Source organism: Micromonospora sp. NPDC003816, assembly GCF_042874705.1.
GTDB lineage: Bacteria > Actinomycetota > Actinomycetes > Mycobacteriales > Micromonosporaceae > Micromonospora.
In genome coordinates this window covers 806,136-822,491 of record NZ_JBIANP010000002.1, presented here as the reverse complement: position 1 = coordinate 822,491, position 16,356 = coordinate 806,136, and the positions used below count along the sequence as shown (strand labels likewise).

21 protein-coding genes are annotated in these 16,356 nt (G+C 72.3%); 13 read left to right on the top strand and 8 right to left on the bottom strand.

The genetic code is table 11. From position 1 onward, the window contains the following. Positions 1 to 14: 14 nt before the first annotated feature. A complete protein-coding gene (locus ACFYTT_RS09600) occupies positions 15 to 557 on the bottom strand; it encodes a helix-turn-helix domain-containing protein (RefSeq protein WP_176092300.1) in 543 nt (180 codons plus the stop codon). Between the two features lie 60 nt (positions 558 to 617). Between ACFYTT_RS09600 and ACFYTT_RS09595 the strand changes: the two genes are divergently transcribed. Continuing rightward, a complete protein-coding gene (locus tag ACFYTT_RS09595) occupies positions 618 to 1,859 on the top strand; it encodes a benzoate/H(+) symporter BenE family transporter (protein WP_387258409.1) in 1,242 nt (413 codons plus the stop codon). Between the two features lie 16 nt (positions 1,860 to 1,875). Here the strand turns inward: ACFYTT_RS09595 and ACFYTT_RS09590 are convergent, their stop codons facing one another. The 4 genes from ACFYTT_RS09590 to ACFYTT_RS09575 form a co-directional block, all read right to left on the bottom strand. Continuing rightward, on the bottom strand, positions 1,876 to 2,250 hold the full coding sequence (locus ACFYTT_RS09590; RefSeq protein ID WP_131057715.1) for a hypothetical protein: 375 nt from the start codon (positions 2,248 to 2,250) through the stop codon (positions 1,876 to 1,878). 129 nt (positions 2,251 to 2,379) lie between these two features. Then, entirely contained in the window at positions 2,380 to 2,649 is a 270-nt protein-coding gene (locus ACFYTT_RS09585; protein ID WP_176092302.1) for a hypothetical protein, read from the bottom strand. An 81-nt stretch (positions 2,650 to 2,730) separates the two neighbouring features. Next, positions 2,731 to 3,204 carry a large conductance mechanosensitive channel protein MscL gene (gene mscL / locus ACFYTT_RS09580; protein WP_176092303.1) on the bottom strand — a complete coding sequence of 158 codons (474 nt, stop codon included), beginning with the start codon at positions 3,202 to 3,204 and terminating at the stop codon, positions 2,731 to 2,733. 39 nt (positions 3,205 to 3,243) lie between these two features. After that, positions 3,244 to 3,924: a FadR/GntR family transcriptional regulator gene (locus tag ACFYTT_RS09575; RefSeq protein WP_387258406.1), complete on the bottom strand. Its 681-nt coding sequence runs from the start codon at positions 3,922 to 3,924 to the stop codon at positions 3,244 to 3,246. A gap of 50 nt (positions 3,925 to 3,974) precedes the next feature. On the opposite strand from ACFYTT_RS09575, the gene ACFYTT_RS09570 reads away from it, so the two are divergent. Continuing rightward, positions 3,975 to 5,288 carry an MFS transporter gene (locus tag ACFYTT_RS09570; RefSeq protein ID WP_387258404.1) on the top strand — a complete coding sequence of 438 codons (1,314 nt, stop codon included), beginning with the start codon at positions 3,975 to 3,977 and terminating at the stop codon, positions 5,286 to 5,288. 10 nt (positions 5,289 to 5,298) lie between these two features. On the opposite strand, the gene ACFYTT_RS09565 is transcribed toward ACFYTT_RS09570, so the two are convergent. Beyond that, positions 5,299 to 5,652: an STAS domain-containing protein gene (locus tag ACFYTT_RS09565; RefSeq protein WP_131056589.1), complete on the bottom strand. Its 354-nt coding sequence runs from the start codon at positions 5,650 to 5,652 to the stop codon at positions 5,299 to 5,301. A 164-nt stretch (positions 5,653 to 5,816) separates the two neighbouring features. On the opposite strand from ACFYTT_RS09565, the gene ACFYTT_RS09560 reads away from it, so the two are divergent. The 6 genes from ACFYTT_RS09560 to ACFYTT_RS09535 are packed head-to-tail and all read left to right on the top strand — an operon-like array spanning position 5,817 to position 11,402. After that, a complete protein-coding gene (locus ACFYTT_RS09560; protein WP_131056587.1) occupies positions 5,817 to 6,677 on the top strand; it encodes an STAS domain-containing protein in 861 nt (286 codons plus the stop codon). After that, complete coding sequence (locus tag ACFYTT_RS09555) at positions 6,677 to 7,093, top strand: STAS domain-containing protein (RefSeq protein ID WP_176092306.1); 417 nt, start codon at positions 6,677 to 6,679, stop codon at positions 7,091 to 7,093. Before ACFYTT_RS09560 ends, ACFYTT_RS09555 begins: the two co-directional genes overlap by 1 nt. Then, positions 7,090 to 7,509 carry an ATP-binding protein gene (locus ACFYTT_RS09550; protein ID WP_131056583.1) on the top strand — a complete coding sequence of 140 codons (420 nt, stop codon included), beginning with the start codon at positions 7,090 to 7,092 and terminating at the stop codon, positions 7,507 to 7,509. The genes ACFYTT_RS09555 and ACFYTT_RS09550 overlap by 4 nt, the downstream gene beginning before the upstream one ends. Beyond that, the gene (locus tag ACFYTT_RS09545; RefSeq protein ID WP_387258401.1) at positions 7,497 to 8,519 is read left to right on the top strand and encodes an ATP-binding SpoIIE family protein phosphatase; all 1,023 of its coding nucleotides are present in this window, start codon (positions 7,497 to 7,499) and stop codon (positions 8,517 to 8,519) included. The genes ACFYTT_RS09550 and ACFYTT_RS09545 overlap by 13 nt, the downstream gene beginning before the upstream one ends. Further along, positions 8,516 to 9,865 carry an ATP-binding protein gene (locus tag ACFYTT_RS09540; protein ID WP_387258399.1) on the top strand — a complete coding sequence of 450 codons (1,350 nt, stop codon included), beginning with the start codon at positions 8,516 to 8,518 and terminating at the stop codon, positions 9,863 to 9,865. Before ACFYTT_RS09545 ends, ACFYTT_RS09540 begins: the two co-directional genes overlap by 4 nt. 1 nt (position 9,866) lies before the next feature. After that, complete coding sequence (locus ACFYTT_RS09535; RefSeq protein WP_387258397.1) at positions 9,867 to 11,402, top strand: SpoIIE family protein phosphatase; 1,536 nt, start codon at positions 9,867 to 9,869, stop codon at positions 11,400 to 11,402. 9 nt (positions 11,403 to 11,411) lie between these two features. Here the strand turns inward: ACFYTT_RS09535 and ACFYTT_RS09530 are convergent, their stop codons facing one another. Then, positions 11,412 to 11,633, bottom strand: coding sequence for a helix-turn-helix transcriptional regulator (locus ACFYTT_RS09530; RefSeq protein ID WP_387258395.1), 222 nt, complete (start codon positions 11,631 to 11,633; stop codon positions 11,412 to 11,414). 189 nt (positions 11,634 to 11,822) lie between these two features. On the opposite strand from ACFYTT_RS09530, the gene ACFYTT_RS09525 reads away from it, so the two are divergent. After that, positions 11,823 to 12,065, top strand: a complete 243-nt coding sequence (locus ACFYTT_RS09525; RefSeq protein WP_131054235.1) for a flavin reductase — start codon at positions 11,823 to 11,825, stop codon at positions 12,063 to 12,065. Between the two features lie 61 nt (positions 12,066 to 12,126). Here ACFYTT_RS09525 and ACFYTT_RS09520 read toward each other — a convergent pair whose 3' ends face one another. Then, positions 12,127 to 12,960 (bottom strand): DUF6597 domain-containing transcriptional factor, encoded by an 834-nt coding sequence (locus ACFYTT_RS09520; protein ID WP_387258393.1) that lies wholly within the window; start codon positions 12,958 to 12,960, stop codon positions 12,127 to 12,129. 31 nt (positions 12,961 to 12,991) lie between these two features. On the opposite strand from ACFYTT_RS09520, the gene ACFYTT_RS09515 reads away from it, so the two are divergent. Genes ACFYTT_RS09515 through ACFYTT_RS09500 form a run of 4 tightly spaced genes read left to right on the top strand, consistent with a single transcriptional unit; the run spans position 12,992 to position 16,333 of the window. Further along, positions 12,992 to 13,558 (top strand): TIGR03086 family metal-binding protein, encoded by a 567-nt coding sequence (locus ACFYTT_RS09515; RefSeq protein ID WP_387258391.1) that lies wholly within the window; start codon positions 12,992 to 12,994, stop codon positions 13,556 to 13,558. 32 nt (positions 13,559 to 13,590) lie between these two features. After that, a complete protein-coding gene (locus tag ACFYTT_RS09510) occupies positions 13,591 to 14,127 on the top strand; it encodes a PadR family transcriptional regulator (RefSeq protein WP_357211059.1) in 537 nt (178 codons plus the stop codon). Further along, the gene (locus tag ACFYTT_RS09505) at positions 14,124 to 14,825 is read left to right on the top strand and encodes an ABC transporter ATP-binding protein (protein WP_387258388.1); all 702 of its coding nucleotides are present in this window, start codon (positions 14,124 to 14,126) and stop codon (positions 14,823 to 14,825) included. Before ACFYTT_RS09510 ends, ACFYTT_RS09505 begins: the two co-directional genes overlap by 4 nt. Beyond that, a complete protein-coding gene (locus ACFYTT_RS09500; RefSeq protein WP_387258387.1) occupies positions 14,822 to 16,333 on the top strand; it encodes an FtsX-like permease family protein in 1,512 nt (503 codons plus the stop codon). The genes ACFYTT_RS09505 and ACFYTT_RS09500 overlap by 4 nt, the downstream gene beginning before the upstream one ends. Positions 16,334 to 16,356 lie beyond the last annotated feature (23 nt).

The following is a 16,356-nucleotide window of genomic DNA, read 5'->3' as shown; positions in this document are numbered from 1 at the left end:
CAGGGGGCCCTTCCTTACATCCGGGGGTAGCGCAGGAGCAGGCTGGCGGCCACCTCCTCGTCGCCCACGGCGGCGTAGAGGTGCGGCACGTCGGACGTCCAGCGCAGGTGGCCACCGGCGGCGACGGTCAGCGGCGCGTCGACCGGGCCGGCGCGCAGCACCCCGGCGAAGACGGTCACGTGCTCGGTCACCCCGGGTTGGTGCGCGGGGGAGAGCTGGCCGGGGCCGGGCGCCACCCGCATCCGGTACAGCTCGTACGTCGCGTCCGAGTCGTCGAAGACCTCCAGCAGCGTCGCGCTGACCGCCGCGCCGCGTACGGTCGGCCCGGCCGACGGCCCGGAGAGCACGGCGGTCAGCGGTACGCCGAGCTGCGCGGTGATCGCGTACAACGTCTCCAGGGTGGGGTTGCGGACGCCGTTCTCCAGTCCGGAGAGCGTCGCCTTGCCCACTCCCGCCAGCCGGGACAGCGCGGAGAGCGAGATGCCGCGCGCCTCGCGGAGGGCGCGGACCCGCTGGCCGATCGCGGCGGTGTCCGAATCTGGTGGTGGCTGCGACACCCCGATATGGTGCTACACGCCGCTGTTCCGTAAACGGAACGGTCGGGAAGGGGTGGGGTCATGGCGGGACGGACACAGCCGATCCTCGCGGGGGTGGTGACCGCGCTGGTCGGGTTCGCCAGCTCGTTCACGGTGGTGCTTGCCGGGCTGCGCGCGGCCGGCGCGAGCGAGGCGCAGGCCGCCTCCGGGCTGCTCGTCCTCTGCGTCGCCTCCGGGCTCTGCGCCGTCTGGCTCGGCCTGCGGCACCGGATGCCGCTGAGCATCGCCTGGTCCACGCCCGGCGCGGCGCTGCTCATCGCGACCGGCCCGGTGCCCGGCGGGTGGCCGGTCGCCGTCGGCGCGTTCCTCGTCTCGGGCCTGCTCATCGTCGCCGCCGGCCTGTTCCCGGCCCTCGGCCGCGCCGTCGCCGCGATACCCAAACCCATCGCCGGGGCGATGCTCGCCGGGGTGTTGCTGCCGCTCTGCACCGCACCGGTACGCGCCCTCGTCGACGTGCCGCACCTCGCCGCGCCGGTGCTGGTCTCCTGGTTGGTGCTGCACCGCTTCGCCCGGCGTTGGGCGGTCCCCGGGGCACTGGTGGTCGCCGCCGTCGCGATCGCGCTGACCACGTCGGGCGGTGGCACCGGTGGACTGCGGCCGGTGTTCACGCTGACCATGCCGGCGTGGAGCCTGTCGGCGCTGATCGGTGTGGCACTGCCGCTGTTCCTGGTGACCATGGCCGCGCAGAACGTGCCCGGCACCGCCGTCCTGGTCGGCTACGGTTACCGGCCCCCGCTCGGCTCGGCGCTGCGGACCACGGGACTGGCCAGCATGGCCGTGGCGCCCGCCGGTGGTCACGCGGTCAACCTGGCGGCGATCACCGCCGCGCTGGCTGCCGGACCGGACGCGCACCCCGACCCGGACCGCCGCTGGATCGCCTCGGTGACCGCCGGCATCGGGCTGGCGATGCTCGGATTGGGTGCCGGTGCGGTCACCACGCTCGTCGGTTGGGCGCCACCCGTACTGATCGAGGCGGTCGCCGGACTGGCTCTGCTCGGCGCGCTGGCCACCGCCCTGACCGCGGCGCTGGCCGGTCCCACGGCCCGGGAGGCCGCCGTGGTGACCCTGGTGGTCACCGCCTCCGGGGTGTCGCTGATCGGCATCGGCGGCGCCTTCTGGGGCCTGGTGGCCGGCTGCCTGATGTTCCTGATCTTCCGTCCCCGCCGCCCCACGCCGACGCTGTCGACCCCGGTCACCGAACCCGACCGGCCTGCTGCCGCGCCCGCCCCGACCGCCGGGTCCGTCCCGACTCAGACGTCGTGAGCGGGCCGAGGCGGGGTCAGTCCTCCGGAGGGAGGTCGGCGGCGAGGACGTCGAGCCGAACCTCTCCGTCGACGACGGTGTTGATCTGGTCGGCCAGTACGTAGACGGCACCGGTGGGGACCAGTTCGGTGGAGACCTTCAGGTAACCGGTGCGCAGCAGGCGGGCGGCCAGGTCCGCAGGAACGTCGGGTTCCTCCGTGGCGGCGGACTCGATCAACTCGTCCAGGCTGCTGCCAGGGTCGGCGGTGGGCGCCTGCACGGTCACGGCGTTCGGGTCACCGCGCTGGACCAGGTCCACCGTGCCGACGTCGAGGCCAGCGGCGTCCACCACCCGCATGCCGGTGGTGACCCGCGAGACGGTGGTCTGTTGATCGATGCCCTGCTGCTCCATACTCCGCGCGGTTCCCGCCCCCCACTGCTCCTAAACCACCCACCCCATCCGGTACGCCCCACCCCTCCGCCTTGTCGATCAAGAAGTTCGGGTCGCGTTCGCGGCGGTGGCGAGACGAAAACTTCTTGATCAACCCGGGCTGGGGGTGGAGGGTGGGGGGGAGGGCCAGGGGGATGGGGGGCGGGGGGATAGTTCGCGCCAGGTGTCGGGGCCCTGGAGCAGCGCGCGGACCGTCTCCTCGGCGTCGTCGACGGTGTCGTACTCGTAGAACCGGGATGCGCCCTCGGCCCCGCCGGCACGCTGTTCCACGTACCAGCGATCGGCGTCCGCCCGGAGGAAGACGTCCCGTCGGGCCAGCCGCCCCCATTTCCCGTTCCACCAGTGCTTTCGCTGCTCCATGGCGGGACTCTATCGAACATGTGTTCGACATGGAGCGGCCCCTGCGGGATTCCCACAGGGGCCGATGTGCGGGTGCCGGGTTCAGCGCCCGGTGGGCGGTTCCTCCCGGCGGCCGAGCACGTCGTCCAGGGCGCCGCGCTGCTGGGCCGGGGTGGTCCGGCCGGAGGCGACCAGGGCGTCCCGGATCTCGGTGAGCAGCTTGACCTCCTCGCTCGGTGCCGAGGGCGGCGGCTCCTCGCCCCGCTTGCGGCGCTCGGCCAGCTTGTTCATCGGGAAGACGACCAGGAAGTACAGCGCCGCCGCGGTGAGCAGGAACGTGATCAGCGCGTTGACGAAGGCGACCCAGTCGAACGGGATGCCCTCGATTGTCGGTGCGGTGCCCTCTAGGCCCTTGTCGCTTCCGGTGATCAGCACCACGAAGACGCGGATCAGCGGTTCCAGGAACGACTTGGTGAGCTGCGTGACCACGCCGGTGAACGCGGCACCGATGACGACGCCGACCGCGAGGTCGACGACGTTGCCGCGCATGATGAAGTCTTTGAAGCCCTTGAGCATCCGTACTCCTGAGGTGTCCGGTTTTTCGTCGAGGACAACCTATGCCTTGGGTGCGGACTCCAGGAAAGCACCGGCCTCCCGGGCCGCCAGCTCCGGGTCGCCGGCCCGGATGGCGGCCACCAGGCGGGCGTGGTCGACGTGCCGGTCCGGTGTCAGGGCGTCGCCCATGGCCTGCGTGACGGTGCTGCGCAGGGCGGTGGCGACCGAGGCGTACAGCTCGGCGAGCATGCCGTTGTGCGCCGCCGCGACGACGGCGGTGTGCAGCGCCACGTCGGCCTCGACGAACTCGGCGACCTCGCCGCCGCGCCAGGCCGCCTCGCGGGCCGCCAGCGCGGCGTCGAGGGCGGCCAGGTCCTCGGCGGTACGTCGGCGCGCGGCGAGCCGGGCGGCCTCCACCTCGAAGGCACGGCGTACCTCGATCACCTCGGTCATCCGGTCGTCGGTGAGGCGGCGGGCCACCACGGGTGCCAGTTCGTCGGTGGAGAGCACGTAGGTCCCGGAGCCCTGCCGGCACTCCAGCACTCCGGCGTGGGCCAGGGCCCGGACCGCCTCGCGGACCGTGTTGCGCCCCACGCCGAGATCCTCGACGAGTTGCGGCTCGGTCGGGATGCGGCTGCCCACCGGCCATTCGCCGGCCATGATCCGTCGCCGCAGTCGAGTGATGGTCTCGTTCGTCCGTCGGCCCCGGGGCGGGACGGCGGAATCAATCGCTGGTGGCACTGGTTACAGCCACTCGCCGAAATTCATCCCATGATTGTAGGTTCGAGGTCATGACTCCGCCAGCCGCCGGCACCCCCGCCACCACTGCACCGACCGTCGGCGCCGCACCCGCTGCGACCGGGACCGCTGACGCCGGAAACCCGGTGGGCGGGGCGGATCGGGCGCGTGCCGGGTGGCTGCTGCTGGTCGGGATGCTGCTGGTGGCGCTGAACCTGCGGGCCGCGATGACCAGCCTCGGCGCACTGCTCGACGAGGTACGCGTCGGGTTGGCGCTCTCCGGCGCGATGGCGGGCGCCGTCACGACCCTGCCGGCCGTGGCGTTCGCCGGGTTGGGTGCGACCACGCCGTGGCTGGTCCGGCGGCTCTCCGCCCCGCGACTGCTGGTGCTGGCGATGATCGCGCTCACCGTCGGGCAGGTGCTGCGGGTGGTGACCGGGTCCGCCGTGGTGTTCCTGGCCACCAGCGCGCTCGCGCTGGCCGGGATCGCGGTGGCGAACATCCTGCTGCCGATGCTGGTCAAGCAACACTTCCCGCACCGGACCGGCCTGGTCACCGGGGTGTACATGATGACGTTGACGGTGGGGGCGACGGCGGCTGCCGCCGCTGCGGTGCCGGTGGCGCACGCCTTCGGCTCGTGGCGGGCCGGACTGGGTGTCTGGGCGGCGCTCGCGGCGGTGGCCGTACTCCCGTGGTTGCCGGCGGCGCTGCGGACCGGTGGGGCCGCGCGGCGGTCGGGTCGGCACGGCGGGCGGGCGCGTCTGCGGATCAGTCCCGCGCGCACCCGGCTCGGCTGGGCGATGGCGCTCTATTTCGGCGCGCAGTCGCTGAGCGCGTACGCGATCATGGGCTGGCTGGCCGTGCTGTTCCGGGACGCCGGTTTCCGGCCGCAGGACGCCGGCCTGCTGCTGGCCGGGGTGACCGCGCTCGGGGTGCCGATCGCGCTGCTGATGCCGACGCTGGCCGGTCGGCTGAGCGACCTGCGGCTGCTGGTGCTGGCGTTGACCGCCGCCTCCAGCGTGGCCTATCTGGGGCTGGCGTTCGCGCCGCGTGGCGGGGCGGTGCTCTGGGTGGTGCTGCTGGCGTTGGGGCAGGGTGCCTTCCCGCTCATCCTGGCCACCATCGGGCTGCGGGCGCGTACGGCCGACGGGACGGTCGCGTTGTCGGCCTTCACGCAGAGCGTCGGGTACCTCATCGCGGCGCTCGGGCCGCTGCTGGTCGGGATCCTGCACGAGTCCACCGGTGGGTGGACGGCACCCCTGGGCTTCCTGCTGGTCGCACTCGCCGTGCAGACCGGGGCAGGAATCGTCATCGCTCGCCCTCGGTACATCGAGGACGAGCGAGGCCCGGCCGTGGCCGGTGGGTAGCGCGGTGGGGTCAGGAGGAGGTGGTGGGTTCCCCCGCGACCGCCTCGTCGACCGTCGGATAGGTGTGCAGGACCTCCACGAGGCCACTCACCTCGAGGATGCGCAGCACGCCGCGTTGTGGCGCGGCCAACCGGACCACCCCGCCGGCCTCGTCGGAGCTGTTCTTCGCGCGGACGAACACCGACAGACCGGTGGAATCGCAGAACGAGACATCCGACAGGTCGAACACGAGGCGGCTGCGCCCCTTGTCGAGCAGGTCGGTGATCTGGTCCTGCAGTTGCGGTGCGGTGGCCATGTCCAGTTCACCTGCGACCGACACCACGACCACGTCACCGCGTTGCTCCGTGTGCACCGTCAGGGACATATGCCAGACCTCCTGTTTATCGGAGGAACGGTATCCCACGCCGGGCCCGGTACGCAGAACGGGAGCACGATGAGGTGGCCCCCGTCATTCCCTTGCTTCGTGACAAGTAGTTTGTGGGTCCGCGGTGATAGAGTCCGGCCGGTCCAGGTCTAGGGGGTAGTGCGATGGCGTTGAGCGCTGACGAGAGTGGCCGCTTGGCCGACCTGCTCACCGGTCAGGCCGGACAGGTCGTCCAGCGGTGGACCGAGGTCCTCGCCGCCCAGTTGCGGGGCCGACTCAGCCAGGCCGAACTGGTCCGGCAGGTGCAGGAGATGCACCGGGTGCTGGTGGACGCGCTCGGCAAGGGCGTGGGCGACCTCGCCGCCGAGGAGGCCACCGAGCTGCGGGCCGTGCTCGCCGAGGTCTCCCGTGGCCAGGCCCGGCAGGGCTTCACCGCCAGCGAGACCGCCAGCAGCGTGTTCGCCCTCAAGGAGGCCCTGCTGACGGTCATGGAGACCGATCAGGGCACCGGAACCCTGCGCGACTTCGTCGCCTTCTCGGCGCTGGTCGACCAGATGGGCCTCTTCACCTTCGAGACCTACGTCCGCACCCGCGAGAGCCTGATCGCCGACCAGGCGGAGCAGCTGCTGGAGCTCTCCACCCCGGTGGTCAAGCTCTGGGAGGGCGTGGTGGCGGTGCCGCTGGTCGGCACGCTCGACTCGGCCCGCGCCCAGGTGGTGATGGAGCGGCTGTTGCAGACCCTGGTCGACACCGGCTCGCCGTACGCGATCATCGACATCACCGGCGTACCGGCGGTCGACACCCAGGTCGCCCAGCACATCCTGAAGACCGTGGTGGCGGCCCGCCTGATGGGCGCCGACTGCATCATCTCCGGCATCCGGCCGCAGATCGCCCAGACCATCGTCGCGCTCGGCATCGAGTTCGGCGACATCGCCACCAAGGCGAGCCTCGCCGACGCGCTGCGGCACGTGCTGCGGCTCACCGGCGTCGAGGCGAACCGGCGACAGACCCGCCGGGAGGTCTGATGGAGCGGGTGCCGATTCTCAAGATCGGCGACATCCTGCTGGTCTCCATCCAGCTCGACATGTCCGACCAGACGGCCGTGGCCCTCCAGGAGGACCTGGCCGAGCGGATCGTCGCCACCGGCTGTCACGGCGTGATCATCGACATCACCGCGTTGGACATCGTCGACTCCTTCGTCGGCCGGATGCTCTCCACCATCGCCTCCATCTCCCGGGTGCTCGATGCCGAGACGGTGGTGGTCGGGATGCGTCCGGCGGTCGCCATCACCCTGGTCGAGCTGGGCCTGTCGCTCAACGGCATCCGGACCGCCCTGAACGTCGAGCGCGGGATGGAACTCATCGCGGCCGACCGCGCCGACGACCTCCACGACGACGACTTCCACGACGGGGCGGATCCCGAGCCGACGGCGTCGTCATGACCAGCGGTGTCGACCTGGGGCGTCCCCAGGCGCAGACGGTCGGCAGCGACGAGGACGTGGTACGCGTCCGGCAACTGGTGCGTACCGTGGCGGTGGCGGTCAAGCTGTCGCTGGTCGACCAGACCAAGGTGGTCACCGCGGCCAGCGAGCTGGCCCGGAACACACTGGTGTACGGCGGTGGCGGCACGGTCGAGGTCTCCAAAGTCGACAACGGCCGCAGGTCCGGCATCACGATCGTCTTCGCGGACGACGGTCCGGGCATCGTCGACCTGGACCTCGCCCTGACCGACGGCTACACCACCGGCGGCGGCCTCGGTCTCGGCCTGAGCGGTGCCCGCCGGCTGGTGGACGAGTTCGACATCCAGACCGCGCCCGGGCAGGGCACCCGGATCACGATCACCAAGTGGTCCCGGTGACCGCCGCGCCGGTCTCCGACCGGGGCACCTGGTACCGCGTGGAGAACGGCAGCACCGGCAGTGCGGTGCGGCGGGCGGCCGAGCGCCTGGGGAATGAACTGGCGCTGCCCGAGGGCCGGATCGCCGACCTGGCCATCGTCGCCGCCGAGCTGACCAGCAATCTGATCAAGCACGCCGACGACGGTATGCTGCTGCTCCGGCCGGTACGCCGCGAGATGGACGCCGGGGTCGAGCTGATCGCCCTGGACTCCGGTCCGGGCATGGCCGACCTGGCGCAGTCCGCGCGGGACGGGCACTCCACCACCGGCACCCTCGGCATCGGTCTGGGCGCGATCGTGCGCCAGGCGAGCTGGTTCGACGCGTACTCCTGGCCCGGCCGGGGCACCGTCATCGCGGTACGCGTGTTCGGGGGCGCGGACACCGACCTGCCCTGGGCCGGCGGGCTGACCCGGCCGCTGGCCGGCGAGACGGTCTGTGGGGACGGTTACGCCTGGCGGGTCGTCGGCGATCGCCGTCAGGTGCTGGTCACCGACGGCCTCGGGCACGGCCCGCTGGCCGGGGCCGCCACCGACGCCGCGCTCGCCGCGTTCCGTGGTGCCCCGGCCGCCGCCCCGGCCGAGGTCGTCGCCCACCTGCACCGCTCGCTGTCGCACACCCGTGGTGCCGCGCTCGCGGTGGCCGAGCCGGACCCGGCGGGGGCGGTGTTGCGGTACGCCGGGTTGGGCAACATCAGCGGCGTGGTCATCGACGCGGATGGCCGGCGGCGTGGCCTGGTCTCGCTGCCCGGAATCGCCGGGCACCAGCGGCCCACGATCCGGCAGTACGACTACCCGTTCGGCCCGGACAGCCTGCTGGTGATGCACTCCGACGGGGTGGTGGACCGCTGGCGAATCGAGGACTATCCCGGCCTCGTCGGGCGGTCGCCGCTGGTGACGGCCGCCACGTTGCTGCGCGACGCCGGGACCCGACGCGACGACGCCGGAGTACTGGTGGCAAGGTCCTGGTCATGACCACCGCCTCGCTGATGCAGATGGCGCTCCGGGTCGAACAGGACATCTTCGTGGTCCGCCAGCGTGGCCGCGAGGTGGCCGGCGTACTCGGCCTGGAGCACCAGGACCAGGTCCGGATCGCCACCGCGATCAGCGAGGTCGCCCGGGACCTGTTGCGGGCCGTCGGCGGGGCGGACGTGGTCTTCGCCGTCGCCGACACCGTGGACGGCCGTCACCACCTGCGCGTCGACCTCGTTCCGGTGGCGCCGCTGCCGGACGGGCGCTACCAGCCCGAGTCCGGCGCGGTGGCGCGTCTGGTGGACACACTCGGCGTGGTTGCCGAGGAGCAAGTTACGGTCGTCAGGATGTCGCGACGGATCCCGGCCACCGCTGCGGCGCTCACCCCCGAGCGCCTCGCCCAGTTGCGCGCCCGACTCGCCGAGAGCGCGCCGGGCACGGCGGAGGAGGAGCTCGCCACCCAGAACACCCAGCTCATCGCCGCCCTCGACGAGGTACGCACCCAGCGCGACGAGCTGGCCCGGCTCAACGAGGAACTGGAACAGACCAACCAAGGTGTGATGGCGCTGTACCACCAGCTCACCGACGAGCTGGAGGCGACGAACACGGGCGTCGTGGCGCTCTACGCCGAGCTGGACGAGAAGTCGGCGCAGTTGCGTGCCGCGAGCGAGTCCAAGACGCGGTTCCTGGCGAACGTCAGCCACGAGCTGCGGGCCCCGGTCACCGCGATCATCGGGCTGGCCCGGCTGTTGGGCGACTCCGCCTCCGACCCGCTCACCAGCGAGCAGGCGCGCCAGGTCGGCCTGATCCGTGGCTCCGCCTCGGATCTGCTGTCCCTGGTCAACGAGTTGCTCGACCTGGCCAAGGCGGAGTCCGGCCGGATCGAGCCGGCCATGGCGGACGTCGACCTCAAGGCCCTCTTCGGACAGTTGCGGGGCACCCTGCGGGCGCTGCCCACCGCCGGTGACGTGGCGCTGGTGGTGGAGGAGCCGCCGGCACCTGCCACGCTGCGGACCGACGAGGTGCTGCTCGCCCAGGTGCTGCGCAACCTGCTGCACAACGGGTTGAAGTTCACCGCCGAGGGTGAGGTGCGGCTGCGCGCCGAGCAGCACGACGGTGGCTGGCGACTCTCCGTGTCGGACACCGGGGCGGGCATCCCTGCCGAGCTGCACGAGCGGGTATTCGAGGAGTTCTACCAGGCACCCGGCCCGACGCGGACCGGCGGCACCGGCCTCGGCCTGCCGTACGCCCGACGGCTGGTGACCCTGCTCGGCGGCACCCTCGACCTGGCCAGCGAACCCGGCCGGGGCAGCACCTTCACGGTCTCGCTGCCAGCGGACGGAGTCTGACGTGGACGGCGCCGCGACAGTTCTCGTGGTCGACGACAGCCGGACCAAGCGCTACCTGTTGGTGAGCTGGTTGACCCGGGCCGGTTTCACCGTGCTCGAAGCCGAGACGGGCGGCGAGGCGTTGCGCCGCGTCGGGGTCGACCCGGTCGACCTGGTGGTACTCGACGTCCGGCTGCCGGACATGAGTGGCTTCGAGGTCTGCGAGCAGATCAAGGCGGCGCACCCGGCGCTGCCGGTGATCCACGTCTCCGCGCACGCGATCGACACCGCCGACCGCACCCAGGGGCTGACCCGGGGGGCGGACGCCTACCTGGCGGAGCCGATCGAGCCGGAAGAACTGATCGCCACCGCCCACGCGGTGCTGCGCTACTACCAGGCGCGACAACGGGCCGAACTGCTCGCCGAACGCCTCACCGGGTTGGCCGACACCACCCTGGCGGTGCACTCCGCGCCGAACTTCGCCCGGCTGCTGGAATCGGCGGCGGCGGGAGCCGCCGAGATCTTCAAGAGCCCGGCCGCAGTGGTCGCCGAGACCTTCGACGGTGACTGCCTGGCCGGGGTCTCCACCGGTCCCGGTGCCGAGGGCCGCATCGTGCCCTGGGTGGTCGACGACACCGGCGTACCGACCGGCACCGTCGTCTCCGTACAGGATCCCGCCGACTGGGCGCTCGCCGACTGGCCGACCGACGACACGGTCACGGTGGCCGCCGCCCGGCTGCGCGAGGACCGCGCGCCGATCTACATCGTGGTCCCCACCGGCACCCAGACCGCCCGTACGCCGGTGCTGGTCCAGCTCGCGCAGGCGGTGGCGTCGGCGGCGGAGGCACAGCGCTCCTTCGACGAGGAGCACCGGATCGCGGTGACCCTGCAACGCAGCCTCCTGCCACGGCGCATCCCCGAGATCGCCGGGCTCGACCTGGCCGTCCGGTACGAGCCGGCCAGCGCCCGGACCGAGGTGGGCGGCGACTTCTACGAGCTGGTGATGCTCGACGGCCACCTGCTGCTGGCCATCGGCGACGTGGCGGGCCACTCGCTGCACGCGGCGACGGTGATGGCCGAGCTGCGGCACGCGGTGCGGGCGTACGCGGTGGAGGGACACCAGCCGGGCGAGATCCTGCACCGGGTCAACGAGTTGATGCGGACGTTGCTGCCCGACGAGCTGGCGACCATCTGTGTGCTGCTGCTGGACCCGTCCACCGGACACGTCCGGCTGGCCAGTGCCGGGCACCTGCCGCCGCTGATCAATCAGGACGGCAAGGTCGAGTACGTGCAGCACTCCGCGCCGCTGCTCGGCGTACGCGCGCCCCGTCCGGCGGATCTGGAGTTCGTCCTGCCGGCCGGCGCGACGATGGTCTTCTACACCGACGGGTTGATCGAACGGCGGGACGCCACCATCGACGACGGACTGGCCGCCCTGTCGGTCAGCGCGTCCCGGGTGGACGACGACCTGGACCGCTTCTGCGAGCGCCTGCTCGTCGAACTCGCCCCGCACGAGATCCAGGACGACGTCGCCGTCGTCGCCCTCCGCCGCCGCTGAGGCGTCGATCTACCCCTGCTCGTCGTCGTCCGCCTGGCGTGGCTGCCGGTACTGGCGGATGTACTCCTCGACGTCAGCGCGTAGCCAGATCTTGCCAACCGACAGGACCTGGTACGGCTGCGGGAAGTTCGGATGCGCGGCGATCTGGCGGAAGCGGGATCGGCCGACACCGAGCATCGCCAGGATCTCGCCAGCGGCCACCAGAGGCCCTGGCCCACGGTCCTTGCCCATGTCAAGGAAGGTAGGCGCACGGTAGCCTGTCAATAGGGTCGCGCATGAGTGGGTACACCTTTGGGGGCGCGCCAATGTTGACAGGGGTGGCGGTGTTGGGTTGGGATCGGGGTAGGCCCCTCGGCTGCTGGAGGCCGAGCCCGGCGGCCGAGGGCTTGCCGCCCGTCCCACCCCCGGGAGGAGCCCCGAATGGCGCAACGGCACGCCCCCGTCAGACCCCTCTGGTTCTGTGCCGCCTGTGCGCACGGTTGGCCGTGTGCGCCGGCCCGAGTCGAGCTGGCGGCCGACTACGGCCCCGGTCGACTGCTCGCGCTGGACATGGCCGACCTGCTCACCGAGGCGACCGCCGACCTGACCCGGCTCGGAGCGCCACCCGAGCCGCTGTACTTCTACGTCCGGTTCCTCGGCTGGGTCCGCAATCCGCCCCGATGACCGCTCACGCCGCCGACCAAGACCCCCTGGCGGGCCTCCGTCGGCGCGAGTGGCGACGCGGTCAGTGTCGCCGGGAAGATGGCCGAGCGCGATCCTGGTCGGCGTACGCGCCGGGGGAGACGCCGGTGACGGCGGTGAAGTCGCGGATCAGGTGTGCCTGGTCGCTGTAGCCGAGTTCGACGGCGAGGGCGGCCCAGTCGGGTGTGTTGCCCGCCGCTCGCTCGATCGCCTCGTGCAGCCGGTAGCGGCGGATCATCCACTTCGGGCCGACACCGATCTGGCTGAGGAAGAGGCGTTGCAGTCGGCGGACTGAGAGACCGTTGTCGCGGGCGAACCCGTCGACCCGCCGTACGTTCCGGTCGGTCCGGATCGCCTCGGCCAGCCGCATCGCCTCGTCGGTGACCGGGGCGGGCCGGGGTTCCCAGCCGGTCAGAAGGTCGTCGAGGGCGCGGCAGCGGGCGGCATCCGTACCGGCGCAGATCGCCGGGCTCGGTGCGGCGGCCGGCGGCCAGTGGTCGGCCAAGTCCGCGAACGACCGGCGTCGGCCCGTCAACTCCACCATCGGGCGACGCCAGAACGGGTGGAAGCCGCCCGGCCGGAACTGGATACCGCAGACCTGCCCGGTGTCGGCGAGTGTGGTCGAGAAGAGGCTCAGGCCGGGCCCGGCCACCTCGGCGTGTTCCGGACCGTCACCCACGCGCGCGAACACCACGTTGACCGCTGGGTGCGCCACTACCCGCTGCTCGAACGGCTCGGTCAGAGCCCAGTCGACGAGCCAGTAGTGCTCGACCCATGGGCGTAGCGGTGCGGCGGGCAGGTGCCGACGGAAGCGGACCCGTCGCATCAGCCCGGCCGGTTCGAGAATGCCCCGGCTGTCCCCGCGCAGCTGTCGCATTTCTTCAAGACCACCCTCATACGCTGCCCATATGGCGACTCAGACTAGCGATCTCCTGGCGCTGGCGGCGCCGCGTACGGTGGCGGTGGTGCGGGCGGTCCGGGACGACCAACTGCACCTGCCGACGCCCTGCCGGGACTACGCCGTCCGCGATCTGCTCAACCATCTGTACGACGTGGTGGTCGCCTTCCAGGCGCTCGCCGCCCGGGAGCAGGTGACCTTCGCCGCCAAGCCCGATCACCTGCGCGAGGGCTGGCGGGACCGGTTCGAGGCGGAGACCCGTCGACTGGTCGCGGCTTGGTCGGACCCGGCCAGCGAGGAGGGTGTCTCGCCGGGGATGGGGATGCCGCAGCCCGTGGTCGGCGGCATGGCGCTGCTCGACCTCACCGTGCACGGTTGGGACCTGGCGGTCGCCACCGGCCAGCCGTACGAGGCGGCCCCGCAGACGGTACCGGTGTTGCGCGAGTTGGTCGCACAGCTCGGCGCGCAGGGCCGCCAGATGGGTGTCTTCGCCGAGGAAGTGACCGCTGGCCCCGCCCTGACGGAGCTGTCCCGGCTACTTGGAGCGACCGGACGGGACTCGGCGTGGAGTGCTTGACGGCAGCTATTCGCTGAGTGAATAGTGGGCTGGTGTCCACGTCGCACGTTCTGCTCGGGCTGCTCGCCACCGGCACCATGCACGGATACGAGCTGAAGCGCGCGTACGACGAGCGGTTGCCGCAGGCCCGCCCGTTGGCGTTCGGGCAGGTCTACGCGACGATCAACCGGCTGCTCCGCGACGGTCTGGTGGTCCCGGCGGGGCAGGAACGCCTCGCCGGACCGGACCGCACCGCCTACGCGCTGACCGACGAGGGACGGGCGGCACTGGACCAGTGGCTGGGCAGCGTCGAGCCACCCATGCCGCACGTCAACAGCGCGCTGTTCGCCAAGGTGGTGGTGGCGCTCCTGGACGCCGACGCGGACCGGGCCCGGACATACCTCGTCGCGCAGCGGCGGGCCCACACCGATCGGCTGCGCGAGCTGACCGCGCTCAAAACGGCACCGGAGGCCACCGTCGACGACGTCGTGGCAGCCGACTACGCCATCGCCCATCTCGACGCCGACCTGCGCTGGCTGCGCACCACCCTGGAGCGGGTCGCCGACTGGCACCGGGAGGTGCACTCGTGACGCAACTTCAGGCACGCGCGCTGGTCAAGTCGTACGGGCCGACACCCGCACTGCGGGGCCTCACCCTCGACGTCGCCGAGGGCGAGATCGTCGCGGTGACCGGGCCGAGCGGCTGCGGCAAGTCGACCCTGCTGCACTGCCTGGCGGGCATCCTGCGGCCCGACGCCGGTGAGGTGACCTGGCGGGACCACCGCATCGACACCTGGTCCGAGGCGGCCCGGTCGCGCCTGCGGCGTACCGAGTTCGGAGTGTTGTTCCAGTTCGGTCAGCTCGTCCCGGAGCTGACCGCGGCGGAGAACGTCGCGCTTCCGCTGCTGCTCGCCGGCACGGGGCGGCGAGCAGCGCGGACGGCGGCGCTTACCTGGCTCGACCGGTTGGGCGTGGCGGACTGCGCCGACGTGCGGCCGGGCGAGATGTCCGGCGGGCAACAGCAGCGCTGCGCCACCGCACGAGCCCTCGTCACCGAGCCACGGATGCTCTTCGCCGACGAGCCGACCGGGGCGCTGGACTCGCTCACCGGCGAGCAGGTGCTCACCACACTCGTCCGGCTCACCCGCGAGCAGGGCACGGCGGTGGTGCTGGTGACCCACGAGCCCAGGATCGCCGCGTACGCCGACCGCGAGATCGTGATGCGCGACGGCGTCATCGACCACACCGGTCTCGGGCTGGACGCGCCGCTGACCGGCGGCGCGCGGTGAGACCGGGGACGCTGGCCCGGCTGGCCCTGGCCGGCAACCGCACCGACGCCGCCCGGGTGGTCCTGACCGCGCTGAGCGCCACCCTGGCCGCCCTCGCCGGGCTGGCGGCGATGACCGTGCTGGCCATCGAGAAGCCACCGGGCCACGACTGGGAGCAGTCCCAGCAGTACGCGAACGCGCTGCTGCGCGAGCCAGGGCTGCGCGGCGGCACCGCCTTCGCGCTGCTGCTGGCCGTACCCGTGCTGGCTCTGGCGGGGCAGAGTGCCCGGCTCGGCGCCCCGGCCCGGGACCGCCGCCTGGCCGCCCTGCGGTTGGCCGGCGCGACCCCGGGTCAGGTCACCCGGGTCGCGATGCTGGAGACCGGCCTCGCCGCGCTGGTCGGGACGCTTGTCGGCCTGGCGGTGTACCTCGGCGGGCGGGAACTGCTGCACCGCCCGGACGCCCAGGGTCAGCTCGCCCTGCCCACCGACGTCCTGCCCTCGGTGCCGGCGATCGCGGCGGTGACGCTGGGGCTGCCGCTGCTCGCGGCGGTGGGCACCGCGTTGCTGCTGCGCCGGGTCGCCACCACACCGCTGGGCGTGTTCCGGCGGGCCGGTCGGACCCGGTCACCCCAACCCTGGCCGGCACTGTTCATCGGCGGTGGTGTGGTGGTGACCGCGTTGGCCGAGCCGCTGCGGGAGGCAGTCGAGGGCGTCGACACGGACTGGATCGCGATCCTGTTGGCCCTCGGTCTCCTCGCCGTCGTGACGGGGGTGGTGCTCGGGACCGGATGGCTGTCGCACGCCGCCGGGCGGCTGCTGCACCGCCTCGCCCGAGGTCCGGCGACGCTGCTGGCCGCGCGACGGCTGACCGACGACCCGTGGACCAGCAGCCGCACCTTCGCGGCGCTGCTGGCCAGCGTCCTCATCGGTGCCGGTGCGGCGGCGTTCCGGGCCTACTTCCAGCTCCGGCAACGGATCGAACAGGAGGAGAGCCTGGCCGCCGGATACGTCGGCGACGACCGGTCCTTCTATCTGAACACCATGGACCTGATCGACCTGGCGGTCCTCGTGGCGGTCGTCATCGCCACGGCGGGCCTGCTGGTCACGCTGGTGGAGGGCATCGTCTCCCGCCGCCGGGCGTACGCCGCGCTGGTGGCCACCGGGGTGCCCCGGACCACCATCGGCACCTCGATCCTGGTCCAGGTGCTCGCGCCGGTGGTGCCCGCCGTGCTGCTCACGGTCGGCGTCGGGTACGCGGTCGGGCGGCTGTTCACCGGCGACGTGGTCAGCGGCGGCTACACCCAGGAGGTGTGCCGGGCGCGCGCGGAACTGTGCGACGACCCGGCCACCCGCCCGCTGCACGTCGAACTCGTGCCGGTCGAGAGCGTGGTCCGCACGCCGGACGTACCCCTCGAACAGCTCGCGCTGGTCGGCGGCGGTGCGCTGCTCGCGGTGCTGGTCACGGTCGGGCTGGGGCTGCTGTTCCTGCGGGCCAACACCGCGATGGAGGAACTACGAACCACCTGAGACGGCGTCCGCCATGGCCCAGG

Excerpts from the sequence above, each read along its gene's own strand:
- ACFYTT_RS09595 (WP_387258409.1), top strand. The coding sequence starts at position 618 with ATGGCGGGACGGACACAGCCGATCCTCGCGGGGGTGGTGACCGCGCTG.
- ACFYTT_RS09590 (WP_131057715.1), bottom strand. The coding sequence starts at position 2,250 with ATGGAGCAGCAGGGCATCGATCAACAGACCACCGTCTCGCGGGTCACC.
- ACFYTT_RS09585 (WP_176092302.1), bottom strand. The coding sequence starts at position 2,649 with ATGGAGCAGCGAAAGCACTGGTGGAACGGGAAATGGGGGCGGCTGGCC.
- mscL (WP_176092303.1), bottom strand. The coding sequence starts at position 3,204 with ATGCTCAAGGGCTTCAAAGACTTCATCATGCGCGGCAACGTCGTCGAC.
- ACFYTT_RS09570 (WP_387258404.1), top strand. The coding sequence starts at position 3,975 with ATGACTCCGCCAGCCGCCGGCACCCCCGCCACCACTGCACCGACCGTC.
- ACFYTT_RS09565 (WP_131056589.1), bottom strand. The coding sequence starts at position 5,652 with ATGTCCCTGACGGTGCACACGGAGCAACGCGGTGACGTGGTCGTGGTG.
- ACFYTT_RS09560 (WP_131056587.1), top strand. The coding sequence starts at position 5,817 with ATGGCGTTGAGCGCTGACGAGAGTGGCCGCTTGGCCGACCTGCTCACC.
- ACFYTT_RS09555 (WP_176092306.1), top strand. The coding sequence starts at position 6,677 with ATGGAGCGGGTGCCGATTCTCAAGATCGGCGACATCCTGCTGGTCTCC.
- ACFYTT_RS09550 (WP_131056583.1), top strand. The coding sequence starts at position 7,090 with ATGACCAGCGGTGTCGACCTGGGGCGTCCCCAGGCGCAGACGGTCGGC.
- ACFYTT_RS09540 (WP_387258399.1), top strand. The coding sequence starts at position 8,516 with ATGACCACCGCCTCGCTGATGCAGATGGCGCTCCGGGTCGAACAGGAC.
- ACFYTT_RS09530 (WP_387258395.1), bottom strand. The coding sequence starts at position 11,633 with ATGGGCAAGGACCGTGGGCCAGGGCCTCTGGTGGCCGCTGGCGAGATC.
- ACFYTT_RS09525 (WP_131054235.1), top strand. The coding sequence starts at position 11,823 with ATGGCGCAACGGCACGCCCCCGTCAGACCCCTCTGGTTCTGTGCCGCC.
- ACFYTT_RS09520 (WP_387258393.1), bottom strand. The coding sequence starts at position 12,960 with ATGCGACAGCTGCGCGGGGACAGCCGGGGCATTCTCGAACCGGCCGGG.
- ACFYTT_RS09515 (WP_387258391.1), top strand. The coding sequence starts at position 12,992 with ATGGCGACTCAGACTAGCGATCTCCTGGCGCTGGCGGCGCCGCGTACG.